The sequence below is a fragment of the Lysinibacillus louembei genome (assembly GCF_033880585.1).
In the GTDB taxonomy this organism is placed as follows: domain Bacteria; phylum Bacillota; class Bacilli; order Bacillales_A; family Planococcaceae; genus Metasolibacillus; species Metasolibacillus louembei.
Genome location: NZ_CP137624.1, coordinates 573,292 through 596,800, shown reverse-complemented (window position 1 = coordinate 596,800; position 23,509 = coordinate 573,292). Strand labels below are relative to the sequence as shown.

Sequence of the window (23,509 nt, the reverse complement as noted above, 5' to 3'; positions counted from 1 at the left end):
AATTTACTACAGTTTTTTCTATTATTGTTCTTCTAATTCAATTGTGCGACCTGTTGTAAACCAATCTTGCACGTTCCAAGTTTTTGTCACAAGTCCTTCATAAAAGTCAGGCTCATGTGATACGAGAACGATTGTGCCCTTGAATTCTTTCATTGCACGTTTCAATTCTTCTTTTGCATCAACATCTAAATGGTTTGTCGGTTCATCAAAGATGAGCCAGTTTGCCTCATTCATCATTAGTTTACATAGGCGAACCTTTGCCTGCTCGCCCCCTGATAGTGAGCTTAATGGACGTGTAATATGCTCTGTTTTTAAGCCTGCACGAGCAAGTGCTGCACGTACTTGTGCCTGCTCCATTGATGGGAAGGCATTCCATACATCATCAATTGGCGTAATTTTTTCTGCTTTTACTTCTTGTTCGAAGTAAGAAGGATATAAATAATCACCACGAATGACTTTGCCACCTAATGGATTAATTTTGCCTAGCATTGTTTTTAATAAAGTAGACTTCCCGACACCATTCATACCAACAAGTGCGATTTTTTCGCCGCGCTCAATTTGGAATGTTAACGGTGGTAGCAATGGGTTGTCGTATCCGATAAGTAAATTCTCTGCCTCTACGACATAGCGGCTAGAGGAGCGTGCCTCCTTAAAGCCAAACTCAGGCTTCATCGCTGTTTCAGGGCGATCGATACGTTCAAGACGGTCAAGCTGCTTGGCACGTGATTTAGCGCGACCAGTTGTTGAATAACGCGCTTTATTTTTGGCGATAAAGTCCTCTTGCTTTTTAATGAATTCCTGTTGTTTTTCATATGCCTCAATATGCTGACGCTTATTAATTTCAGCTAGCTCTAAAAACTTCTCATATGTAGCTGTGTAACGGTTCATTTTTGAAAACTCTAAATGGAAAATAACATCAACTACGTCATTCATAAATTCCGTATCATGTGAAATAAGCAGGAAGGCATGCGGATAGCCTTTTAAATAGTTTTTCAACCAAGTGACATGCTCTTCATCTAAATAGTTTGTTGGCTCATCGAGTAATAATACTTTTGGCTTTTCTAAAAGAAGCTTTGCTAATAATACTTTTGTACGCTGACCACCAGAAAGTGCTGCAACATCACGCTCTAATCCAATTGCATCTAAGCCAAGACCGCGTGCAACCTCCTCGATTTTCATATCTAATGTGTAAAAATCACCAGCATCAAGCGCATCCTGCACTTCTGCCATATCCTCAAGTAATTTTTCAAGCTCTTCTGGCGTTGCCTCCGCCATTTTACCTGCGATTTCGTTTAGCTCTTCCTCTTTTTTATAAAGTGGTAAAAAGGCATCGCGCAATACATCGCGCATTGTGCGACCTGCTGTTAATACAGCGTGCTGGTCTAAATAGCCATAATGTGTGTTCGGCAGCCATTCAACTTTCCCAGCATCATGGATTTGCTGGCCTGTAATAATGCCCATCAGCGTTGATTTCCCAACACCATTTGCACCGACAAGACCGATGTGATCGCCTTCTACAATGCGGAAAGATACATCTTTAAAAAGCGTGCGGTCACCAAATGAATGACCTAAATTTTCAACTGTTAATATTGCCATATCGATTCCTCCGATAATTAGTATACAAAGAAAAAACTCGCGGGCTTACAACGCCGCGAGCTGTTTATTCAGTTCTGCAAGTCGTGCTTCCATATTTTCAAGGCGTGTCAATGCTTGCTTCACAGAGTCTGCATGACCTAATGATTCAAGCTTTTCCATATCACCTTGTAAATTAACATAATCCATTTTCAGTTCGGCAATTTCTTGCTGTAATTGAGACTTTGTTAGCATGAACAACGACCTCTTTTCCTATTTTCTGCTGTAAATTATAGCATATGCAATGCCGTATACTCAAATATGGATTATTTCATGACGAGCATAAGCTAAATCAAGTAAAAGCTGCTGTAAAGCTTCGTTGCTTGTACGTAAATCGAGTGCACGCTGCTTATAAATAGCACGTTCACGTCTTGCTTCATGCAATACAAACTCCATGACCGCGTTTTGAATGGTCGATTGCTTCATTTTGCGACCTAAGCCTAGATGCACGAAGCCATTATGCTCACGATTTAAATTATTTGTTAGTTCGCGTTCATTTTGTGCTGCTGTAATACAAGGAATGCCAACCGTAGCAATTTTGTAAGGTGTATAATTGGCGTTACAAACGACGATATCGGCATTAGGGAGTAATGATAAAAGTGCATTTGGTTGCTGGTGAATGGATGTATGGCGACGGCTTAATACCATCATTTGTAGATCTTCTACAGAATGACGATAGTTTTCATCAATCGCAACAGAAATTTTTAGTGGGATATGGAGCTGTGTTAAATGGCGCAAAGTACGATACGTTAAATTATTTTCATCACCATCCTCAAAGGCGATAACGATATGTGGTAGGTCATTTTCCAGCTTGTCCTCAAAGGCGATTTGCAGCAGCTCATTTGGCGTAGCGAAGACGAAATTACCAATAAGCATATTAGGGGGAATCATTTCCTGTGATTCCTCTCGCAATGCAACAATATGTCCATCAGCAAAAGTAGCACCTTCGCCACGATCATCAAAATGTACAAGCGTATGGCAATGTGCTTTCAATAATTGAGCCTGCTCCACAGTAGAGTCATTGCCATCATAAATCATTAAATCAAAATGCTGCTCTTTCAATATGTTAGGTAGCTCGCTGTAGCTTTTGAAAATGACAGGTGAGCCATTCAGCTGCTCCAAAATTTGTGTATCATTTCCTTTTAAAAAAATCGAAATATGCTCTGTCGCTAATAATTCCTGCATAATTGCTGCACGCTCAAATGGATAATAGCCTTTCCATTCACTATATTCTAAAATGAAGGCAATGTTTTTTGCCATAGCTTATCCCATCCTTTCTCGTTTCTACATAAAATATGGTGAAATTTCCTGAAGTATGTGTGAAAATTAAAAGAATAGGAGAAAAAGAGGAGGAGTGCTCATGGAGATGCGCTCAGCTATCGTTGTTGGTGCGACTGGATTAGTAGGATCAACGCTTGTAAAGCAATTATGTGAAAGTGATGAATACGTAGCGGTAACTGTTATTGCGCGTAGAGCATTAGATTACTCACATCCTAAATTAGTTGTACGAATAAAAGAATTTGACGCATTAGCAGAAAGCGATATGGAATTTGCGCATGAAATCTTTTGCTGTCTTGGCACAACTATTAAAAAAGCGGGCTCACGTGAAGTATTTGAAAAAATTGATGTGGAATACCCCGTACAAATTGCTGCAATGGCAAAAAACCGTGGCATTCAGCATATGATTGTTATTTCAGCAATGGGAGCAAACGAGAAATCATTCGCATATTATAATCGAGTGAAGGGCAAAATGGAAAAGGAGCTTATCGATATCGATTTACCTCAGCTATCTATTGTTCGCCCATCATTATTAGTAGGAAATCGCTCTGAGTTGCGAATAGGAGAAAAAATAGGTGCGGCTGTCTTGGCGGTATTCAATCCATTATTAATTGGTCCGTTGAAGCGCTATCGCTCAATTAAAGCAGAGCAAGTAGCTTTAGCGATGATTGTCATCGCACTTTATCATAAAAACACTAAATTAGCGATTTATCCATCGAACGAGCTTGCACAAATGACACCGCCTGAGCTAGAGGAAGAGCCAGAAATGAAGCGTGAGGATTTATTCAATTGGAATAAACTTCAATCGGGAAATGTATTAGATGAAGAAGTGACGTTTGATAAATCTAAGATAAAGCAATACAAGGTTGAGCGAGATACGCCAAAAGACTGAAATTCAGCTTTTCTCGCGCCGTACCCTGTTCGACAACGTTTGCATCTGCTACAATAGGTGACGAAGTAAACACTAATTCAGTAATAGTGGAGGTTTAAAAAATGAAAATTTTACTCGTTGACGGTACAGTTTTTGGACGTAAAACAGGCGCCGTTCTTCAACAAGTTGAAAAATATATTCAAGAATACAACAAAGATTTACAGCTAGAGCTTCTATATTTCTCGGATTTAAAGCATCAAATTTTGGACGGCAGCCCTCTAAATGATGATATGAAATTGATGGTACAAAAATTCGAAGAGGCAGATGGCTATGTTATTGCATCGCCGATTTTCCAAGCATCGATTCCAGGTGTATTGAAAAATGCCTTTGATATGATTAGCCCAAAGACGATGCGTTACAAGCCGGTAGCAATGATTGCAAACGGTGGCACATATCAGCATCATTTAGTAATCGAAAATCAATTAAAGCCAATTTTAGATTACTTCCGCTGCTTAGTAACACCAAACTATGTTTACACACATTCAGATCACTTCGACGCAGATAACAATATTATCGATAATGATGTACACAATCGCCTACGTGAACTAGCACGCGTTTTCGTACAATATTGCGAAATGAGCAAAAATCTATGTAAAGAACCAGTCGATACACCGTAAAATAAAAAGGACGATTTACATCTTCAGTGTAAATCGTCCTTTCGTTTATCGTATCTTCTTACATACATAAATCATAGAGTAAGCATCATTGGTAATTGGCGTTTCGCTCCAATCTTGATAAACATGCTGGATGACAAAACCATTTACCTTTAATAATCGCTCCATTTCTTTTGGGTAAACATAGCGCAAAGTAATATTTGTTCGTTGTTCAGCGCTATTGTGAGATCTTCGGATTGTCGTATAGTGCTGAAGCTGGTTCAAAGTATCATAATGGCTAATTGTATAAACATCTACTTTGTTTTGTGTATCGTGATCGATATAGCTTCTCCAATATTCCTCGGTAGGTGGCTGCAATAATTCCTCCGCACTAGGGAATCTTGTATCGAAAATGAAAATGCCACCTAATTCTAAATGGCGATTAACTGCTGTCAATAAATTATCTTGTGCTTCATTTGTGAGGAAATGCTGAAAAGAGTTGCCGACAGTGTAGATTAATTGACTTTTCAAACCTAACTGTAGCTTACTGCAATCTTGCTCAATCCATTCAACTGCAAGGTTTGCCTTGATTGCTTTCTTTTTGGCCTCTTCTAACATAGCACTGTGAATATCAACACCAATTAACTGGTGACCGTATTGAGCAAGCGGGATGGTCGCTCGCCCTGTACCACAGGCTAAATCAATAATTATTCCTTGCTGCTGTGCTGCCCATTTCAATAGAAATGGAACATCTGCCAAATGATTTTCGTTTTCTTTATCATATAGAATGGGATTGTTGTATTCTTCTGCATTATGTAAGGTCATAGTTACTCCTTTTGTTTTATATAAGTTGGCATTCATTATAACATAAGAAGAATACATAATTAGGAAAAGAGGCGCTAAAGAATGAGTAAAATAGAAGCAATTGTATTAAATGAAGAGGATGCAAAGACCGCAGAAGCATATGGAGCAGATCGTTTAGAGTTAGTTTCAGCTATTGCTGAAGGTGGCTTAACACCTAGCTATGGCACAATCAAGCAAGTAGTCAAGAGCGTGCAAATTCCTGTAATGGTGATGGTACGTCCACATAGCTATCATTACAACTATCAACAAAGTGAATGGGCAACGCTGCTGGAGGATATTCGCATAATAAAGGAGCTTGGTGCTGCTGGCATTGTATTTGGCGCATTGACTACAAAGAATATGATTGATTTTGAACTTTTGTCAAAGGTGATAGAAGAAGCGGATGGTTTAGCAATTACATTTCATCGTGCAATTGATGAAGCAAATACGCTTGATTTATACAAAGCGCTATGCCAATCATCCTATCACGTGCACCAAATACTAACATCTGGAGGGCAAAGTACAGTGCCAGAAGGTTTAACGACATTACACGCTCTAATACAGCATGCCTCAAAGCAATTAAATCCTCCGATGATTATGCCAGGAGCTGGGCTAAATGTGCACAATATTGCATCTGTACATGAGGTACTACAGGCGCAGTTTTACCATTTCGGCTCAGGGATTCGCAAAGAAGGCAGCTTTGCTCAAGCTATTGATGTGCAGGCATTATCACAAATAAAAAATATATTGAGCTAGGAAGAATCCCTGTTTTTTGAAAAAATACTAAAGTGCTAGAAAATAAGCCCGATATAGACTATGAAACAGAGGAGGTCGGAAAATGAATAAAAAATTATTTTTTACTTTAGGGGCGGTTCCTATTGTAATGATTGCGCCTGCTGTTGTACATGGAGAAGAGACACACACTGTATCAATTACAGGTGAAAAAACAGTGAATGAAACATTGAAAGCAACGATTGAAAAATTACCAGCGAATTCACTCGTTAAAAGCTATCAATGGTATTATGCGGAAAATGTAGCAGGTGAAGGCTCAAATGGCGCAACATATAAGCCAATTACTGGTGCAACGCAAGCGACATTAAAAGTGCCAGTAGATGCAGCAGGACGCTCTATTTTTGTAGAGGCAACTACGACAGAGGGCATTAAATATAAAAGTGAGTCAGTAGAAATCAAGGCATTGCAATTAGCGATTACAGTGCCGAAGCTAAATGATTTTGCAGTACCAGGAGAGACGGTGAAAGTACAAGGTGCTATTGCTACAGATAATGCGGGTGCCAAACTACAAAATGGGCAGGTTACATATAGCTATCAATGGTTTTATAAAGTAGGGGAATCCTTTACGATTATTGATGGTGCAACAAGCAGCACATATACAATTGCTAAAGACGCATTAGATAAAGATGTAAAGCAAATTATTGTGAGGGTAACAGCGAAAGCAGGAAAAGCATCGGTAGAATCAGATGTTTCTAATGTGCTGACGATTTCAAATGAAGTAGTTACTTCAATGATTGATGAGATTAAAGAAATTTTCGTGAATGATTATCAATACAAATTTACATCTATTCCATCTTTTAAAGCGCAATTAACAGATTTAGATAGCAAGTATCAAAATTTATCAGCAGCGGCGAAAGAAGGTGTAACAAATTATACGTCGCTAAAGCGTGCATTAGCTGATGTTGAAGCAATTGAAAAGCTACAAGAAAAAGTAAGTAAAGTAGATGAAGTGGCGGAAAAGGATAAGGCGAAATATTTAAAGGAAATTGAGGAAGCGTACAATAAGCTAGACTTATTGCAACGTAGCCTTGACCCACAAGAAGCTTTATACAAAGATATTCGTAATTTACTTGACCCGCATGCAGATGAGGAGTTCAAGGATGTCAGAAAAATTAATGAAGCAATTCAAGCGTTATTAGTTTATGAAGCGTCTTTTACAAAATATAATGCAGCAGACGCAGCTAGCTTACAAGCAAAGGTTGAGGAAATCGATAAAAATATCGCTACATTGTCACAGGATGCAAAGGCTGCTATTCAAAATCAATCCGTTTTACAGGATGCCAAGCAGGACATTAAAAAAGTGCAGCAATTCATTAAAGCATTTGATAAATTATCATTGAATGATACGCCAAATAAGCAGGTGACAACAGCAAAATCAATTCGCAATGCTTATGACAAACTGACATATAAACAATCACAATTAGTGACGAGTGAATGGATTACGCTATTACTACAAGCAGAAAGCGCAGAGAAGCAGCAAATTGAACGCTTGAACAATGAAATTGCAGGCTATGTTGGCAATCTTGGCACTCATTACCCGATAAATCCTTCTAGCACTTCGTGGAACAGCTATGTTAATGATGTCAATCGCCTTGTAAGTGAATATAAAGGTTTAACAAAAGCGTCAGCAACACAAATTGTTGGCTATGATAAGCTTCTTACACTACAGAAGGATTTCAAGACAGCATTAAAAGTAATTCAAAGCATTGATGCGTATCAAAAGCTGTCTACAACGAAGGGTGTAGCAAGCAATAAATTGCAATCAACTTATACAAGTACATTAAAAGCGTATAATAAATTAACGAGCCTTCAGCAATCACTAGTTTATAATGCCGAGACATTTTTGAAAAATGCACCCAAAACATCTGTTGACCCAGGCAAGCAGGAGCCTTCAGATAAAGCGGTGGCAGAAAAGCTAATAACAGATATTGAAAAGTTAGCAAAAGTTGAGAATTACACATTTGCCACGTTTGAAAATGCGGTGAATTCGGCAACAATGGTCTATAAAAGCCTATCTTCTGGCGCGCGTAAATATGTGACGAACTATCATATTTTAACAGCCGCGAGCAAGGATCTTTCGGCAGTCAATTCGTTTCATAAAAAAGTACAGGTCGCACGTGAAGAAACAGATGTAAAAAAGCAAACGAAAAAAATCGAATCAGTTCAAAAAGCATATGATAAGCTACCTGCAAAGCAACAATATTTAGCCAAGCAGCAATATGAAAACCTGCTAGCGAACCGTTTAGTGGACAACAATGCACCAAATTTAACACGCTTAAATAATGAAATTGCAGCGATACAAGTTAACGGTATATATACAGTATCTGTCGAAAAAATTAATGAGCTATCAGCACAATATAATAAACTGAACGCTACAGATAAAAAAGCTATAACGAACGGTGACATATTAAAGACAGCTGTATCAGATGCAAAAAAAGTATCGACTTTCATGGCACAATACGACAAGTCCTTTACAAAGGATCCGAGCACGGTCATTAAAGCATTTGCTAAGCTGACAACAAAGCAAGCAAGCCTAGTAAGCTCAACAGTTCGCCAAGCAATCAGTAACAAGGAAAAGGAACTTCAATCAGCTAATGGTGTATTAACATTAATTGAATCCATTAATGGACTCGTTGTGAAAGGTGAATACATCGCCAACTTGGACAACAAAGTGAAGGAGCTTCGAGCGGCTTATGATAGCTTAAGCACAAGTGATAAAAACGCTGTGAAAAACTATAAAAAGCTAACAGAAGCGGAAGCGGATTTGAAGAAAATAGCGGATATACACGCACAATATGTCCCAGCAGATGGTGACGACAAGAAGCGAAAAGCGTGGAAGTCAGCCTACAGTAAGCTATCGAAAAAACTAGAGGTTTTATACAAACAAATGTATCCAAGTGATATATAAAAGCAAAGGCACCCAAAATCAAATTTTGATTTCAGGTGCCTTTATTGTGTAGTCGAAGTTTAGCCCAATTTCTCCAGAATTTGATAATCTTTTGTCTTTGTATAAGGCACATTATAATCCTTACAAAATATAGTCAAATCTTCAAAAACCGTTTCGGGCTTAAACAACGCCACCCGAATTGGCAAGCCCTTCGACGTTTTAATAACAGCTAAGCGCGTTGCCCAATTAAACCGTTTAAACGTCACTCTTACAATATCCGCTGCTTGAACTTCCTTTGTATACAATATTTGACCGAAAAGTGTTGTTGTGTAAGTGATTGTATTATTTTTTATTGTAAAGGTATATTTCAAAAATATAAGCATTAGCAATAAAAGTAATGTTACACCACTTATCAACTGAAGCCAAAACTCTGCCACAAGCAAAGTAGGCAGCGTTAAAAGGCACAGCATAAGAAAAAGCAATCTTGAGGTTTTTGCTTGGTAGGTTATGGGGAGCGCTCCTTACTATTTTAATAGTTGGAATTATTATACCAGAACTTTTAGAAAAGTTTTAGTTGTTGTGTTTGCTCGATTGTTCTTTGTTCTAAATATTGAACAGCCCATTGAGCGATTGGTGTTGCTACAGCTTTTGCAAGTAGCACAGGTACAGCATTACCAATTTGTTTATATTGTTTGTCGAGACTGTTGGATTACTGTCGTCACTATAGGTATATTATCATTTTTAGTCGTTACTATACATCCTCTAGTATAAGTTGTATGCTATATTTTAACGAGTCAAAATTGAAAAATCAGCTGTTCTAAAGGACCATAAGTAGTAGTATATGCTTGAATATTTCCTAATGAGGTGATTTTATGTTGTACACAACAGAGGCAGAATTAATGAAAAAGGCACGAGAAGCAATTGGGAAAACATTTAATGAAATTGATCAACATAACCGATTAGGGAAAGGGCAAAAAGGTGGATTTGGTCACATTATAGAAGAGAGTCATTTTGGATACGAAATAAATAGCAACGCAGAACCAGACTTTAAAGAACTAGGTATTGAATTAAAAGTAACCGCATTTAAGAGAAATAAAAACGGAACACTATCTGCTAAAGAAAGGCTCGTATTGAATATTATTAATTATATGGAAGAAGTTCATGAGAATTTTGAAACATCTAGCTTCTGGAAGAAAAATCAAAAACTTTTGTTAATGTTTTATGAATGGCAAACAGAGTTAGCAAGAGGTGACTTTCAAATAATTGAGACAGTTTTATATGAATATCCAGAGGAAGATTTAATTATTATTAAGAAAGATTGGGAACATATAGTCAGCAAAATTCGAGCTGGAGAAGCCCATTTATTATCAGAAGGAGATACACAATACTTAGGTGCTTGTACAAAAGGTGCAAATAAATCAACTGTGCGTCAACAACCCTATTCGAATGTTTTAGCACCACAAAGAGCATATTCTTTGAAACAATCGTATATGTCTTCAATTATGAGAGAATATCTTACTAAAGAGAAACTCACTTATTTTGCAACAAAACAAGAATTAAGTGAGAAAACGATAGAGGAGCTTTTGCATAAACGCTTTGCACCTTATATTCATTTAACTCAAGAGGAGATGGCAGCTCGTTTAAACATGCCTTTTGATTCTAAAAACAAAGCATTTATTCCAAAATTGATAAGCGCTTTATTAGGTGTCAAGGGGACGAAGCTTAATCAAATTGCAGAATTTGCAAAGGCAAATATTCAATTCAAAACAGTACGCTTAAAGAAAAATGATATACCAAAGGAGCACATGTCGTTTGTAAATATTAATTTCAAAGAAATCGTTAAGGAAAGATGGGAAGAGAGTTATATTAGGAACTACTTTTTAGAAACACAGCTCCTATTTGTTATATTTAAATTTAATAAAAATAATGAACTTGTGTTTAAAGGAATAAAGCTTTGGCATATGCCGATGGAGACAATTGAGCATGAAGTATGGAGATACTGGATGGAAATTCGTCAAGTTGTAAATGATGGCGTTCAATTCACGCAAACAAAGCGAGGTATAAAAAATAATCTGCCAGATACAAAATTTAACGGAGTGCTGCATGTACGACCAAAAGGAAGAAATGCATCTGACAAAACAGAGTTGCCAAGTGGACAATGGATTACGAAGCAAAGTTATTGGTTGAATGCAGAATATGTGGCGGAAATTTTAAAGAAGTGAGATTAGGATATGGCAGGATACATTTTTACTATAGATAGCTATGATTCATTAAAAGAGATTATTAAAAATGGTGTATATAGTACATATATAAATGTACTGACAAAAGATGTTTGGTTACCTGCTCATGAAGGCAGGCGATAATGTATATTTTTTATTGATAGAAAAATATATGGAGTTGGCGAACTAGTAAACGTTGTAGATGATTGTAAGCTACTTAATTTCCCAAAGGCGGATTTTCCACAAAGTGAGAGTTTTTCTAGCTTAAAAGATAAGATGATTTTAAATAAATCAGCTTTTAATTTGAGAAATCGTTTTATATGTACTTTTAAACAAAGTCCACATTTCTTTTTAAACGGTGTTGATATGGACGATGTATTAGCATCTGATTTCAAAGCATTTAAAATGCTACGTGTTTTATGGAAATTATCTTTTATTAAAATAGATGATGTGGAAAATAAAGCTTTATTTGATTATATTCTAAAAGCGAATGAGCAAGAGTTGATACAAATGCAAAATATATTTTGTTCTGACAATGTTCTGCATGCTAGGATTAAGAATATCTATACTAGTGAATATAAGGCTACTTCTCAAAATATCATTTCTTTAGTGGGAAATGGGGATTCTCTTCGACATGAAATGGCTATTGAGGCTGCTGTAATTGATTATATAAGTAATTGTGAGGATGGTATATTTGGAAAATGGGATTATATTTCACATCAGGTTGTAGCTTCTCCGTTTAAACCTGTGGATTACATGGATAAAATGGATGTTTTTGGTTATATATACCTAATACACTATATCAAAATATTTAACAATTGAAATAAAGAAGGACAAAGCAACAGAAGATGTGATTCATCAAATAATGAAGTATGTAGACTGGGTAAATCAAGAATATAGCAATAGCTATGATATGATTGAAGCATTTATTGTTGCAAAAGAGTTTTCGAATGAAGTAATAGAGCTAAAAAGTAAAATAGCTAAAAGGGTATATACTAAGGGAAGAAGGCAAGCTATAACTGTTGAATGGAGCAATTTAAGGTTAATAAAATACACATATGAACCAAATTCAAAAAGTATTGTATTTGAGGAAATATTAGTGTAATTAAAAAAGTTGATCCCTTTGCAGAAATGTTTTATAATAAGATATAATTAGTTTTTGCAGAAAGGATGTTCGCTTATGAAAGAAGCTCTGAATGTTGTCGAGTTATTCGCAGGCGTAGGGGGCTTTCGTTTAGGTTTAGAAAAAGCGGATGCAAATATTTTTAAAACCGTTTGGGCAAATCAATGGGAGCCATCGCGCAAAGCACAGGATGCTTTTAATTGTTATAAAGAAAATTTTGGTGGAGAACCGAGTAATGACGATATTACAACAGTTCCAAACGAATTGTTCAGTGAATTAAATATAGATTTATTAGTAGGAGGTTTCCCATGTCAAGACTACTCTGTAGCTCGCTCCTTATCGGGTGAAAAGGGACTAGAGGGGAAAAAAGGTGTTCTCTTTTGGGAGATTAAGCGAGTCATTGAACATTCGCATCCTAAATATGTATTATTAGAAAATGTAGATCGCCTATTAAAATCACCTTCTAAACAAAGAGGTCGTGATTTTGCGGTAATGTTAGCGACATTTCGCGATTTACAATACAATGTTGAATGGCGTGTAGTAAATGCTGCTGAGTATGGCGCTGCTCAAAAGCGACGACGAGTATTTATTTTTGCTTATAAAAACAAATTAAATTTTGCTAAAGAGCAAAATTCAATTTCAGGGAATGATATTATTTTTAAAGATGGTTTTTTTGCAAAAACATTTCCTGTAGAGAGTCAGCCATATAAAAATAGAATAACAACTTGTATGTTACCAAATGATGTTTTGGATATTTCAGATAACTTTGCATTTATTTTTCATACGGCAGGTATAATGAGAGGTGGTGAAGTATTCACCGCACAAACAGAGGCTAAAAATCCAACTTCTACACCATTGAAAGATATTTTAGTTGATGAAGCAATTGTGGATGAGCGCTTTTATTTAACAGAAGTGCAAGCTGAAAAATTTGCTTATTTGCGTGGACCGAAAAAAATAGAGCGTACGTCAGCAGATGGTCACAAATATATTTTCTCAGAAGGTGGTATGTCACCAACAGATGATTTAGAAGGGCCAGGACGAACAATGTTGACGAGCGAAGGCTCTATTAACCGGAGTACACATATAGTACAAGTAAATGGAAGGAAGAGATTTTTAACACCTGTAGAATGTGAACGTTTGAACGGTTTTCCTGATAATTGGACAGCTATGATGTCAGACCGTATGCGTTATTTTTGCATGGGAAATGCATTAGTGGTGGATATGGTTGAGAAAATGGGGAACACAATATTAAATTTAGATAAGAATGAAAAGCTATTATCTGAACAAATAATTATTAACTTTTAATCTAAAAGAAAGCTGTTCTGGAAATCTATATTCTAGAACAGCTTTTTCTACATCTTAATTATCGCCCCTTTACCCCCTCTTAACACTTTTTACACAACCTTCTCAAACCATCCACACTTACTTAATGTTTGTTTCGTACTATAAATCTTGTAAGCAAATAAAAATAAAGCAAAACAAACGGAGGGTCCAATTTGATGATGATTCAAAAATGGTGGAAAAAAGGCTTGATTGGGGTAGCAGCAATTTCGATGTTGGCGGCGTGTTCTGATAGTTCGTCTTCTAATGGGAAAGAGATAGATAGCAATGTATCGCTGGAGGAGCTTGTTACAAAGGCAAAGGAGGAGGGCGTAGTTAATTCTGTTGGGATGCCTGATACTTGGGCGAACTGGGTGGAAACCTGGGAGGAGCTTGGAACAGAGTATAGTCTGAAGCATGCGGATACAGATATGTCGAGTGCTGAGGAGTTAGCGAAGTTTGAAGCAGAGAAAGATGATGCGACAGCAGATATCGGTGATGTAGGGATTGCCTTTGGACCAATCGCAAAAGAGAAGGGTTTAACATTACCGTATAATACATCTTACTGGGATGACATTCCTGAGTGGGCAAAAGATGATGAAGGGCATTGGATTGTAGGTTATACAGGAACAATTTCATTTATTGCAGATACAAACAATGTGAAAAATCCACCAAAATCATGGGAAGATTTAAAAAATGGTGATTATCAGGTGAGTATTGGGGATGCATTAACAGCGAACCAAGCGCAGTTTGCTATTTTAGCGGCAGCGATGGCTTTTGGAGGGGACGAGTCGAATATTCAGCCAGGTATCGATTTCTTTGCAGAGCTAGCGAAGCAAGGGCGCTTGCAAGGTGATCCAAGTGTGGCGAACTTAGAGAAAGGCGAAATTGATGTAGCCATTCTTTGGGATTTCAATTCACTTGGTTATCGTAGCCAAATTGATGAAAGCCGTTTTGATGTAGTGATTCCAGCAGAGGGCTCAGTGACATCTGGATATGCAACAGTTATTAATAAGTATGCAAAAAATCCGTATGCAGCAATGCTAGCACGTGAATATATTTTATCTGATGCTGGACAAGAAAATTTAGCAAAAGGCTACGCTCGTCCAATTCGTGAAAATGTAGAATTATCAGCAGAGGTGAAGGCATTATTATTACCAAGCGATATGTATACAAATGCGCAGCCTGTGAAGGATCAAAAGAAATGGGAAGAAACAACAAAGCAAATACCGCAGCTATATCAAGAGCAGGTGTTAATCCATGCAAAATAAAAAAGTGGTGTTAATTGTTGTTGACGCGCTACGTTTTGATACAGCTTGTACACATATGGGCTTTATGCAGCATTTAGTGGAGCAAAATATGGCAGCACGTTATAAAGTTTGTTCGGAGGTTCCCGCTTTATCTAGACCGCTATATGAAACGATCTTAACAGGGACACCGCCGCTTGTGCATGGGGTCGTGAGCAATATGCTTGTGCGTTTATCGACGCAGACGAGCCTTTTCCATGTCGCACAGCAAAATGGTTTGTCAACAGCCGCAGCAGCTTACTATTGGGTAAGCGAGCTGTACAATCGCGCGCCGTTCGTGCATATGGAGGACCGAATTCAACTAGATAAAGAGCTGCCGATTAATAACGGCTTGTTCTATTTTGAAGATCATTATCCAGATAGTCATTTATTTGCAGAGGCAACATGGCTAATTGATAATAAACAGCCAGATTTTCTTTATGTGCATCCGATGAATGTCGATGATGATGGGCATAAGTTTACAGCTGATTCAGCAGGCTATCGTAATCGCGTGTTGGCAACGGATAATTTATTATCTTTATTTATTCCGAAATGCTTAGCACATGGCTATGAGGTGATTGTGACGGCGGATCATGGAATGACGAGCGATGGCAATCATGGTGGAACGACAGCGGAGGACCGTCACGTACCGATGTTTGTGATTTCCAGTGCAGTGAAGCCAGGGATTCGTGATGGTGTCGTATCGCAATTACAAGTGGCACCACTTTGCTGTTGCTTGCTCGGTATTGAGCCCGCAGAAAGTATGGTTCCGTTGTTATTGGATGGTGTGAGGGCGAACGTGGAATAAAGTCCTGAAAACGTGGAATAAAACTCAAAAAACGTGGAATAAACCTGCAGAAACGTGGAATAAATCTCAAAAAATGTGGAATAAACCATGCACCGAAGCGGAATTCCACAAATTTGCGCCTAGCTGAATAGCGGGCGCACTCTACTTTACATATAAAAAAGAAAGAAGGAATTGCTGTGATTTCCAAACGCCAAGCATTTATCTGGCTATCTCCTTTTATAGTGCTCGTGCTGCTATTTTTCCTTGTGCCGCTACTTTATATGCTCATTACGAGCTTTCAAAGTAATGGTGCATTTACGTTGCAGCAGTATCAAACGGTTTTAACGAATAGCTATATTTTACAAGGCTTTAAAAATAGTATTACACTGTCGGTTGTATCTGCTATCATCGCATTAATCGTGACATTATTTGCTGTGTATGCCATCATGAATTTTTCGGAGCCTATGCGTGAGCGAATTTTGATTTTAACAAACTTAACATCGAATTTTTCTGGTATTCCATTAGCCTTTGCTTTTATTGTTTTACTTGGCAATAGCGGCTTATTTACATTGCTATTTGATAAATGGGAAATCGGTGTACTGTCATCATTTTCGCTCTATAGCTGGGCAGGATTATTGCTTATTTATGTGTATTTCCAAATGCCGTTAGCGCTAATGCTTTTATATCCGATTTATGATGGGATACAGCAGCAATGGAAGGAGGCATCGGCTCTTTTAGGTGCTTCGACATGGCAGTTTTGGATGAAGATAGGTATTCCAATTATCCTACCAGGTGTTGTTGGAACATTTAGCGTATTGTTTGCTAATGCGATGGGGGCATACGCTTCTGCCTATGCGTTAACGAGCAGTAATTACAATTTAGTAGCGATTCGTATTGGCTCGTTAATTAAAGGCGATATTTTCGCACAGCCTGAGCTGGCAAGTGCAATAGCAGTATTGCTTGCGGTAACAATGGTACTTGCGATGCTGTTAAGTGAGTGGAGTATTGCAAAAACGAGGAGGAAATTATAATGAAAAAACGAAGCTTTACCGATTTATTTTTCCTTCTATTTGTCGTTTATATTGTGCTACCAGTTGCTGCGACGATGCTTTATGCCTTTGCAGATAAATGGAATAAGACAATATTGCCAGAAGGATTAACTTTGAAATGGGTAATGACCTTATTTCAGGACCCCGCCTTTATTCAAGCATTCGGGCGTTCTGTGTTGCTAGCTGGTGGGGCGGTCATCGTTGCATTATTTGTCATTGTCCCAGCAATTTTTGTTATTGTGTTATATTTTCCGAAGTATGAAAAGTGGATTCAAGCGACTGTTGTGATGGTTTATTCCTTCCCAGGTATTATTTTAGCAGTAGGGCTAATTCGCGTTTATAGCAAATTTGGTATATCAATGATTTTAGTTGTGCTTGGCGCTTATGTTATTGGTATATTACCTTATATTTATCAAGGTACACGCAATAGTTTACGCAATGTCGATGCGCGCCAGCTTTTAGATGCAGCCCAATTACTTGGCGCTTCTAAAATGCAGGCATTTACAAGGATTTTGCTGCCGACTGTTTATCCTGGACTATTTGCAGGGGCGTTGCTTTCTTTTTCTGTGCTGTTCGGTGAATTTGTGTTAATCAATCTTGTTGTTGGCTCACGCTTTGAAACAGTGCAAATTTATTTAATGAAAAAGCTAAGCACAAGCGGGCACATTGCGAGTGCAGTTGTCTTTGTATATATTGTGTTAATGGGCATTTTAACATTTATTGCAGCAAAAGTGACGAAAAAGACGAAAGGTGCTACAAACGTATGAGTTATATAACGATTGAAGGACTTCATAAAAAATTTGGAGATACGACGGTACTAACAGAAATTGATATGCAAATTAATAAAGGCGAATTTATTACACTATTAGGCCCAAGTGGCTGTGGAAAAAGTACAATTTTACGCATATTGGCGGGGCTAACAGAATCCTCAGCAGGCGTTATTCAAATTGATGGTAAAAATATGATGGGGGTGCAGCCAAAGGAGAGACAGGTGGGCATGGTGTTCCAATCCTATGCGTTATTTCCGAATATGACGGTGTATGAAAATGTAGCATTCGGCTTGCGTATGCAAAAGGTGGCCAAAGCAGAAATTGATAAGCGTGTACAGGAAATACTTACAATTGTTCGCTTGACGGAAAAGGCCCATTTTTATCCTAAAGAATTATCAGGTGGGCAGCAGCAACGTGTTGCTTTAGCACGTGCAATTATTGTTCGACCTAAAGTGCTTCTGCTAGATGAGCCGTTAAGTGCACTAGATGCACAGATTCGCAAAAAGCTACAGGTGGACTTGCGTAATATTCAACAGCAGCTTGAGATGACAATGATTTTAGTGACACATGACCAGGAGGAGGCGATGGCAATTTCAGACCGCATTTTCGTAATGAATAACGGAATGATTGCGCAAAGTGGGACACCAACTGAAATTTATACAAGCCCTAAAAGCGAATTTGTAGCGAATTTTATTGGACATTACAATGTATTTACACGTCAAATGCTAGAAAAAATGGTTGGTGCACCTTTATCTATTAAAGGAGAAAAATTTGCAATCCGCCCAGAGGTCATTCATCTTGACCAGAAACAAGGTGATATTGCTATAGCGGGTATAGCGCAGCATTCTTTAATGAGTGGGAATGTTATTCGTACGACATTTGAAGGTGAAAGTATGTTTGTAATGGAGCAGCTACATCAACGTGAACAAAAGGTGATACTTGGTCAAAAATATACTTGCTATGTTGCGCAGGAAGATGTGGTCGCATTATTATGACGTACGCAAAAATCGAGCGCTTTGAATACATTGTAAAGCAGCTAGAGCTTGAAGGGAAAATTATCGTTGCTAATATTGCCGAAGCGTTGCAAGTAGCTCCTGAGACAATTCGTCGAGATTTTGATGAATTGGAGCAGCAAAAGCTATTAACAAGGGTCCATGGTGGGGCTGTAAAATACATGAATGTAAGAAATGAGCCAGCCTTTTTACGTAAGCTTCAAATGCAGATGGAGGCAAAGCGCCAAATTGCACGTGCAGCAGCTCACCGTATTCAGAACGGAGATACAATTGCTGTGGATACAGGCACAACGACTGTGCACATTGCAGATTTTCTGCTTGCAGTGGATGATGTAACGGTTGTAACAAATTCAATTGCAGCAGCTGTTCAATTTAATTTAGCAATTGAAGAACGCCGTATGACAGGAAAAGTAATTGTACTTGGGGGTATGACAAACCCAGCACAATCCTCATTAGTAGGCGCAATGACAATTGAAATGCTTAGTAAAATGAATTTTGATAAAGCATTTTTATCATGTGGTGGAATTAGTGAAGGCATCGTTTATGATTATGATTTAGATGAATCTTTAGTTTCAAAAAAAATGCTAGAGCAAAGCAAAAAAAGCTATTTATTAGCTGATGCTACGAAATTAAATAGTAAATCCTTTTATCAAATTTGCCAGTTGGATGCATGTGTAGAAGTATTGTGTGATCAGGTTTGTCCGATAACATGGCAAGCATATGAGGAAATTTGGACGCTATGTCATGGAGGGAAATTTGGATGATTGATTATCATGTACATTTAGAAGAGGGACCATATTCATTTCGTTGGCTAGAGCGTACTGCGCAAGCATTACAAGCTTATGAAGAAGATGCTACAGATAAGGGCTATCGTCAAAATGTAGAGCGACAAGTGCAATTATTATCCGAGCGATTACAAAAAGGCTGCTTTAGTGAGGAATGGCTTGATTTATATTTACAGCAAGCAAAACGGTTAGGTTTGCGGGAAGTAGGCATTGTCGATCATTTATATCGCTTTAAAGAAACACGCGCATACTTTGAACGTTATATGGAGTTAGATAAGCAGCATGAATACGGCAGTTTACAGCGCTATTGGCTAGAGCGTGTAATGACCGAGAATATAGATGAATTTATAGAAACGATTCAGCAAGCGAAGGAAAAATGGCGTGAGCAAGGTGTGACGCTGAAGCTTGGTGTCGAAGCTGATTACTTTATCGGCGGGGAAGAAGAGTTAGCGACATTGCTAGATGGGTATCCTTGGGATTTCGTAATTGGCTCTGTTCATTTTGTGGATGGCTGGGGCTTCGATAATCCGCAAACAGAGTATATTTTTAAGCGCATGGATGAAGCGGCATTAAAGCAGCATTATCAACGTTTTTTTGAAACAGTTGAAGGCATGATTGCATCTAATTTATTCGATTTTGTAGCGCATTTAGATAATTTTAAAGTGTTTAATTATAAAGTGCAGGATAAAGTTTTTTTGGACACAGCGTATAAGCGTATTGCAAAGGCGTTGATTGCCACAAATACTGCTACAGAAATTAATGCAGGCTTATATTATCGTTATCCAGTTAAGGAAATGTGTCCAAGCCCACGCTTTTTGCAAACATTATTAGCGTATGGCGTCGAGTTTACAGTTTCATCTGATGCACATTTCCCAGATGATTTAGGGAAATTTACATTTGAAAATGCACAGCAGTTAAAAAATGCGGGAGTTTCTTCACTAGTAACATTTAATCAGCGAGAAAAACAATATATAGAGATTGAGTAGAGCTGTTGGAAAAGCAAATGGTACATGCTTTTCCGACAGTTTCTTTTTATTTTACAGTAACGAATAGTAATATGATACTAGCTGTTATAACCTTGCTCAGAATTTGTTTAGGTCTATATAGTAATATGGTATCTATCTATCTTTTTTGCAAACAATTCATATGATAGACTAGGAATAAAGGAAGGGTAGGGAGTGTTATGCAATATAAAAAGAATTATTTAATGCTCAGATTAGCGGCTTTAACGGTTGGGATTAATATAATTGTTTTTGTACTGGAGAAGTATTTTCATTTATTAAGCAAGCATAATTCACATGGGGCAGTTACAGAAGTTTCAACAGGTACTATAGTAGGGAGATATATATTTTTCATTATTCCTTTCTTATTTTTAGCATGGGGAATTGTGCTTTATATTAAAAACTCAGAGCACCATTTACTGCCATGGATTAATACATTAACGCAAACATTCGGTAGTATGGCTATTATTAGTAGTGCTGGTGGAGGAGTGGAGTTTCACTTTTCGATTTTTATGGTGTTAGCGATCATTGCTTATTATGAGCAAGTACGATTAATGATTTTAATGACAGTACTGTTTGCAGTACAGCATGTTGCAGGTTACTTCTTTATTCCACAAATTGTTTTTGGAACAGACCAATATACCTTCCTTATGTTAGTTATCCATGCAATCTTTTTATTATTAACTAGCTATGCAACAATTAAGCAAATTTTGTCGAAAAATGCGATAACGAAGCAACTTGAGGAAGAGAAGCGTAGCAAGGAAGAAAGCTTAATCCATTTAGTACAGCAGGTTGAAAAGCTATCTGAGCGCATCCAATCAGCTTCAATGAACGTTTCGAGTAAATCTGAGCAAAATTTGAAATCGAATGAGGCGATGGGGCATTCCTTTGATGAGGTGACAGAGGGATTATCCATGCAAATTGATTCAATTCAGTATGTTAATGACAATCTTGGGCGCATTCATCATTCAATTCAAAAAACATTCGATTCCTTTGAGGAAATTCAAGGAGAAGCAACAACAACAGAAAAAGCAGTAACTGAAAGCTATGGCAGACTTGAGATAATACAGGAGCAAAATAAAAATGTATTACACACAACTTCCGTTATCGTTTCATCGATGAAATCGTTACAGCAATCAGCGCTTGCGGCACAAAGTATGACAAGCATGATTCAAGCAATTGCAGATCAAACAAATTTATTAGCATTAAATGCATCAATTGAAGCAGCAAGGGCTGGAGAGCACGGTAAAGGATTTGCGGTCGTAGCAGATGAGATTCGTAAATTATCTGATCAAAGTCGAAGTGCGGCGGAGGAAATACAAGCAATTATTACAACGATTGGTGAGGAAAGTGAAGCGAATGTTGGGCATGTTAATGTTGGTCAACAGGCTATCCAACAATCAACAACAAATGTAGAGTCATTCGCTACTGATTTTGGAAAAATACATCAAATGATTCAGCAAATGCTGCAATATATTATTGAAATGAACAATATGATGACAGCGATTCATCGTGATACGACAGATGTAACAGAAAATATGCAGCAAGTTTTAGCTGTTACGGAAAGAGGCTTTGATTCTGTAGAGAGGTTAAGAGCAATCGGCGACCAGCAAATAGAATCAGCGAAGCAAGTAGATGAGGAAATCGAAGAGCTTGGCTCATTAAGTCAGTCGTTGCAGCAGCAATTTTCATAAAAATAAGGCTGTGTGGCAAGAGCGCCGCACAGCCTTTGTTTTTATTCTGCTTTTGCCGTAACGATAGCGTAGCGCTCCCATTTTCGGCTTTTCCATCGTAGTAATACAAGAATTGCGCGTAGCCACTCATCTGCTGCAATAGCTAACCATACACCAACCAATCCCATATCAAGGACGAAGACGAATAAATAACCTAGTGGTAAGCTCATACAAATCATTGAAATGAAGCCGATTTTCACGGGGAAGCGTGCGTCACCAGAGGCACGCAATGCGTTAATAATCGTAATATTAATTGTCCGTCCTGTTTCAAGTAAAATACTTAATAGTAGGACAGCTGAGGCAATGGCTATAATTTCAGGGTCCTTTGTAAATAGCTGAACGAATTGCTCACGGAAAAGCATGACGACTGCTACCATAACGAGTGTGAAAATTAAAGCAGTTTTCACACTAAACCATCCACGCTTATAGGCGATTTCCTGTTCACCTGCTCCAACATGGCGACCGATTAAAATAGCGGTTCCCATCCCGATTGCCATTGCGAATAAATAAGTAAACATGGAAATATTGACGACATATTGACGTGCTGCAAGAGAGGCTGCACCTATATACGTAACGTAATATAAGAAAACAATTTGCGCAGTTTGATAAAGCACCTGCTCTAAAGCAGAAGGGATTCCAATTTGCAAAATTTTCTTAATATAGTCTTTTGAAAAAGTATAATAGTATTGTAATTTTACGCGTACCTCCAGCGCCTGATAGAGCAGCCAGAAAAACACGACAGCAGCGAGCGCACGGCTAATAACAGAAGAAATAGCTGCACCTTCAACACCCATTGCAGGTGCGCCGAATTTTCCGAAAATCAAAATATAATTTAAAATTAAATGGATGACGTTCATGCCAAGTGACACATACATTGTTTGCTTTGTCCAACCGTTTACACGAATAACGGCAGATAATGAATTAATTAATGCTTGCAGGAAAATAAATCCACCGACAATGCCAAGATAGCTTTGTGCAAATAGCAGGACATTTCCTTGTAAATTCATCATCGTCATAATGTTATTTGAGAATAAAATAAACAGCGCACTCATTATAATACCGACACAAAGGTTGAGCGACACTGACAACGCTGAAATTTTGGAAGCCTCTTTAAAGCGCTTCGAGCCTAAATATTGAGAAACAACGATGGCAGCACCTGAGCCGATAACACCTAATATTAAAATAGCAATTTGGATATATTGATTTGCTGCACCAACTCCAGCTACCGCTTCATCTGAAACGGCACTTAGCATCAGCGTATCTGCTAGCCCCATTAACATAAATAAAAATAATTCTAAAAAGAGTGGCCAAGTCAATTGAAATAGGCCAAGTTCTTTCGTTTTCTTCGCCATAAAAAACCTCTTTTCTATCCGATATCAAATCAAAGCAACAAGTATCGTATCATATTCTTTATCGAAAGTCGCTAACTTTATTTCGGGAGGCGAAAAGAAATCGTTTTCAAGACAA

General features: G+C 37.9%; 22 protein-coding genes. 16 read left to right on the top strand and 6 right to left on the bottom strand.

Annotation, left to right across the window (positions count from 1 at the left end):
• Positions 1 to 21: 21 nt before the first annotated feature.
• The 3 genes from R6U77_RS02845 to R6U77_RS02835 are packed head-to-tail and all read right to left on the bottom strand — an operon-like array spanning position 22 to position 2,892.
• Entirely contained in the window at positions 22 to 1,596 is a 1,575-nt protein-coding gene (locus R6U77_RS02845; protein WP_293926627.1) for an ABC-F family ATP-binding cassette domain-containing protein, read from the bottom strand.
• A gap of 45 nt (positions 1,597 to 1,641) precedes the next feature.
• On the bottom strand, positions 1,642 to 1,827 hold the full coding sequence (locus tag R6U77_RS02840; protein WP_293926630.1) for an SE1832 family protein: 186 nt from the start codon (positions 1,825 to 1,827) through the stop codon (positions 1,642 to 1,644).
• Positions 1,828 to 1,887: 60 nt separating this feature from the next.
• Positions 1,888 to 2,892: a CMP-N-acetylneuraminic acid synthetase gene (locus R6U77_RS02835; RefSeq protein ID WP_319837355.1), complete on the bottom strand. Its 1,005-nt coding sequence runs from the start codon at positions 2,890 to 2,892 to the stop codon at positions 1,888 to 1,890.
• 100 nt (positions 2,893 to 2,992) lie between these two features.
• On the opposite strand from R6U77_RS02835, the gene R6U77_RS02830 reads away from it, so the two are divergent.
• Both R6U77_RS02830 and R6U77_RS02825 read left to right on the top strand, forming a co-directional pair.
• Positions 2,993 to 3,802: an NAD(P)H-binding protein gene (locus R6U77_RS02830; protein ID WP_319837354.1), complete on the top strand. Its 810-nt coding sequence runs from the start codon at positions 2,993 to 2,995 to the stop codon at positions 3,800 to 3,802.
• A gap of 101 nt (positions 3,803 to 3,903) precedes the next feature.
• A complete protein-coding gene (locus tag R6U77_RS02825; RefSeq protein ID WP_319837353.1) occupies positions 3,904 to 4,458 on the top strand; it encodes an NADPH-dependent FMN reductase in 555 nt (184 codons plus the stop codon).
• A gap of 45 nt (positions 4,459 to 4,503) precedes the next feature.
• On the opposite strand, the gene R6U77_RS02820 is transcribed toward R6U77_RS02825, so the two are convergent.
• Positions 4,504 to 5,259, bottom strand: coding sequence for a class I SAM-dependent methyltransferase (locus R6U77_RS02820; RefSeq protein ID WP_319837352.1), 756 nt, complete (start codon positions 5,257 to 5,259; stop codon positions 4,504 to 4,506).
• 81 nt (positions 5,260 to 5,340) lie between these two features.
• On the opposite strand from R6U77_RS02820, the gene R6U77_RS02815 reads away from it, so the two are divergent.
• Together R6U77_RS02815 and R6U77_RS02810 are read left to right on the top strand one after the other, a co-directional pair.
• The gene (locus R6U77_RS02815) at positions 5,341 to 6,033 is read left to right on the top strand and encodes a copper homeostasis protein CutC (protein WP_319837351.1); all 693 of its coding nucleotides are present in this window, start codon (positions 5,341 to 5,343) and stop codon (positions 6,031 to 6,033) included.
• Between the two features lie 82 nt (positions 6,034 to 6,115).
• On the top strand, positions 6,116 to 8,977 hold the full coding sequence (locus R6U77_RS02810; RefSeq protein ID WP_319837350.1) for a hypothetical protein: 2,862 nt from the start codon (positions 6,116 to 6,118) through the stop codon (positions 8,975 to 8,977).
• Between the two features lie 59 nt (positions 8,978 to 9,036).
• Here the strand turns inward: R6U77_RS02810 and R6U77_RS02805 are convergent, their stop codons facing one another.
• Positions 9,037 to 9,426, bottom strand: a complete 390-nt coding sequence (locus R6U77_RS02805; protein WP_319837349.1) for a diguanylate cyclase — start codon at positions 9,424 to 9,426, stop codon at positions 9,037 to 9,039.
• A gap of 402 nt (positions 9,427 to 9,828) precedes the next feature.
• On the opposite strand from R6U77_RS02805, the gene R6U77_RS02800 reads away from it, so the two are divergent.
• The 12 genes from R6U77_RS02800 to R6U77_RS02745 all read left to right on the top strand — a co-directional run bounded on the left by R6U77_RS02800 (position 9,829) and on the right by R6U77_RS02745 (position 22,003).
• Positions 9,829 to 11,178 carry a Sau3AI family type II restriction endonuclease gene (locus R6U77_RS02800; RefSeq protein ID WP_319837348.1) on the top strand — a complete coding sequence of 450 codons (1,350 nt, stop codon included), beginning with the start codon at positions 9,829 to 9,831 and terminating at the stop codon, positions 11,176 to 11,178.
• Between the two features lie 273 nt (positions 11,179 to 11,451).
• On the top strand, positions 11,452 to 11,997 hold the full coding sequence (locus R6U77_RS02795; protein ID WP_319837347.1) for a hypothetical protein: 546 nt from the start codon (positions 11,452 to 11,454) through the stop codon (positions 11,995 to 11,997).
• Between the two features lie 43 nt (positions 11,998 to 12,040).
• Positions 12,041 to 12,280, top strand: coding sequence for a hypothetical protein (locus R6U77_RS02790; RefSeq protein WP_319837346.1), 240 nt, complete (start codon positions 12,041 to 12,043; stop codon positions 12,278 to 12,280).
• Between the two features lie 75 nt (positions 12,281 to 12,355).
• Positions 12,356 to 13,603, top strand: a complete 1,248-nt coding sequence (gene dcm, locus R6U77_RS02785) for a DNA (cytosine-5-)-methyltransferase (RefSeq protein ID WP_319837345.1) — start codon at positions 12,356 to 12,358, stop codon at positions 13,601 to 13,603.
• 194 nt (positions 13,604 to 13,797) lie between these two features.
• Entirely contained in the window at positions 13,798 to 14,889 is a 1,092-nt protein-coding gene (locus R6U77_RS02780) for an ABC transporter substrate-binding protein (protein ID WP_319837344.1), read from the top strand.
• On the top strand, positions 14,879 to 15,712 hold the full coding sequence (locus R6U77_RS02775) for an alkaline phosphatase family protein (protein ID WP_319837343.1): 834 nt from the start codon (positions 14,879 to 14,881) through the stop codon (positions 15,710 to 15,712). Before R6U77_RS02780 ends, R6U77_RS02775 begins: the two co-directional genes overlap by 11 nt.
• 179 nt (positions 15,713 to 15,891) lie before the next feature.
• A complete protein-coding gene (locus tag R6U77_RS02770; RefSeq protein WP_406601093.1) occupies positions 15,892 to 16,722 on the top strand; it encodes an ABC transporter permease in 831 nt (276 codons plus the stop codon).
• Positions 16,722 to 17,507 (top strand): ABC transporter permease, encoded by a 786-nt coding sequence (locus tag R6U77_RS02765; RefSeq protein WP_319837341.1) that lies wholly within the window; start codon positions 16,722 to 16,724, stop codon positions 17,505 to 17,507. The genes R6U77_RS02770 and R6U77_RS02765 overlap by 1 nt, the downstream gene beginning before the upstream one ends.
• Positions 17,504 to 18,505, top strand: a complete 1,002-nt coding sequence (locus R6U77_RS02760) for an ABC transporter ATP-binding protein (protein ID WP_319837340.1) — start codon at positions 17,504 to 17,506, stop codon at positions 18,503 to 18,505. The genes R6U77_RS02765 and R6U77_RS02760 overlap by 4 nt, the downstream gene beginning before the upstream one ends.
• Complete coding sequence (locus tag R6U77_RS02755; RefSeq protein ID WP_319837339.1) at positions 18,502 to 19,287, top strand: DeoR/GlpR family DNA-binding transcription regulator; 786 nt, start codon at positions 18,502 to 18,504, stop codon at positions 19,285 to 19,287. The genes R6U77_RS02760 and R6U77_RS02755 overlap by 4 nt, the downstream gene beginning before the upstream one ends.
• Positions 19,284 to 20,294 (top strand): histidinol phosphate phosphatase domain-containing protein, encoded by a 1,011-nt coding sequence (locus R6U77_RS02750; protein WP_319837338.1) that lies wholly within the window; start codon positions 19,284 to 19,286, stop codon positions 20,292 to 20,294. The genes R6U77_RS02755 and R6U77_RS02750 overlap by 4 nt, the downstream gene beginning before the upstream one ends.
• A 197-nt stretch (positions 20,295 to 20,491) precedes the next feature.
• On the top strand, positions 20,492 to 22,003 hold the full coding sequence (locus R6U77_RS02745) for a methyl-accepting chemotaxis protein (protein WP_319837337.1): 1,512 nt from the start codon (positions 20,492 to 20,494) through the stop codon (positions 22,001 to 22,003).
• 41 nt (positions 22,004 to 22,044) lie between these two features.
• On the opposite strand, the gene R6U77_RS02740 is transcribed toward R6U77_RS02745, so the two are convergent.
• Positions 22,045 to 23,394, bottom strand: coding sequence for an MATE family efflux transporter (locus R6U77_RS02740; RefSeq protein ID WP_293926674.1), 1,350 nt, complete (start codon positions 23,392 to 23,394; stop codon positions 22,045 to 22,047).
• Positions 23,395 to 23,509 lie beyond the last annotated feature (115 nt).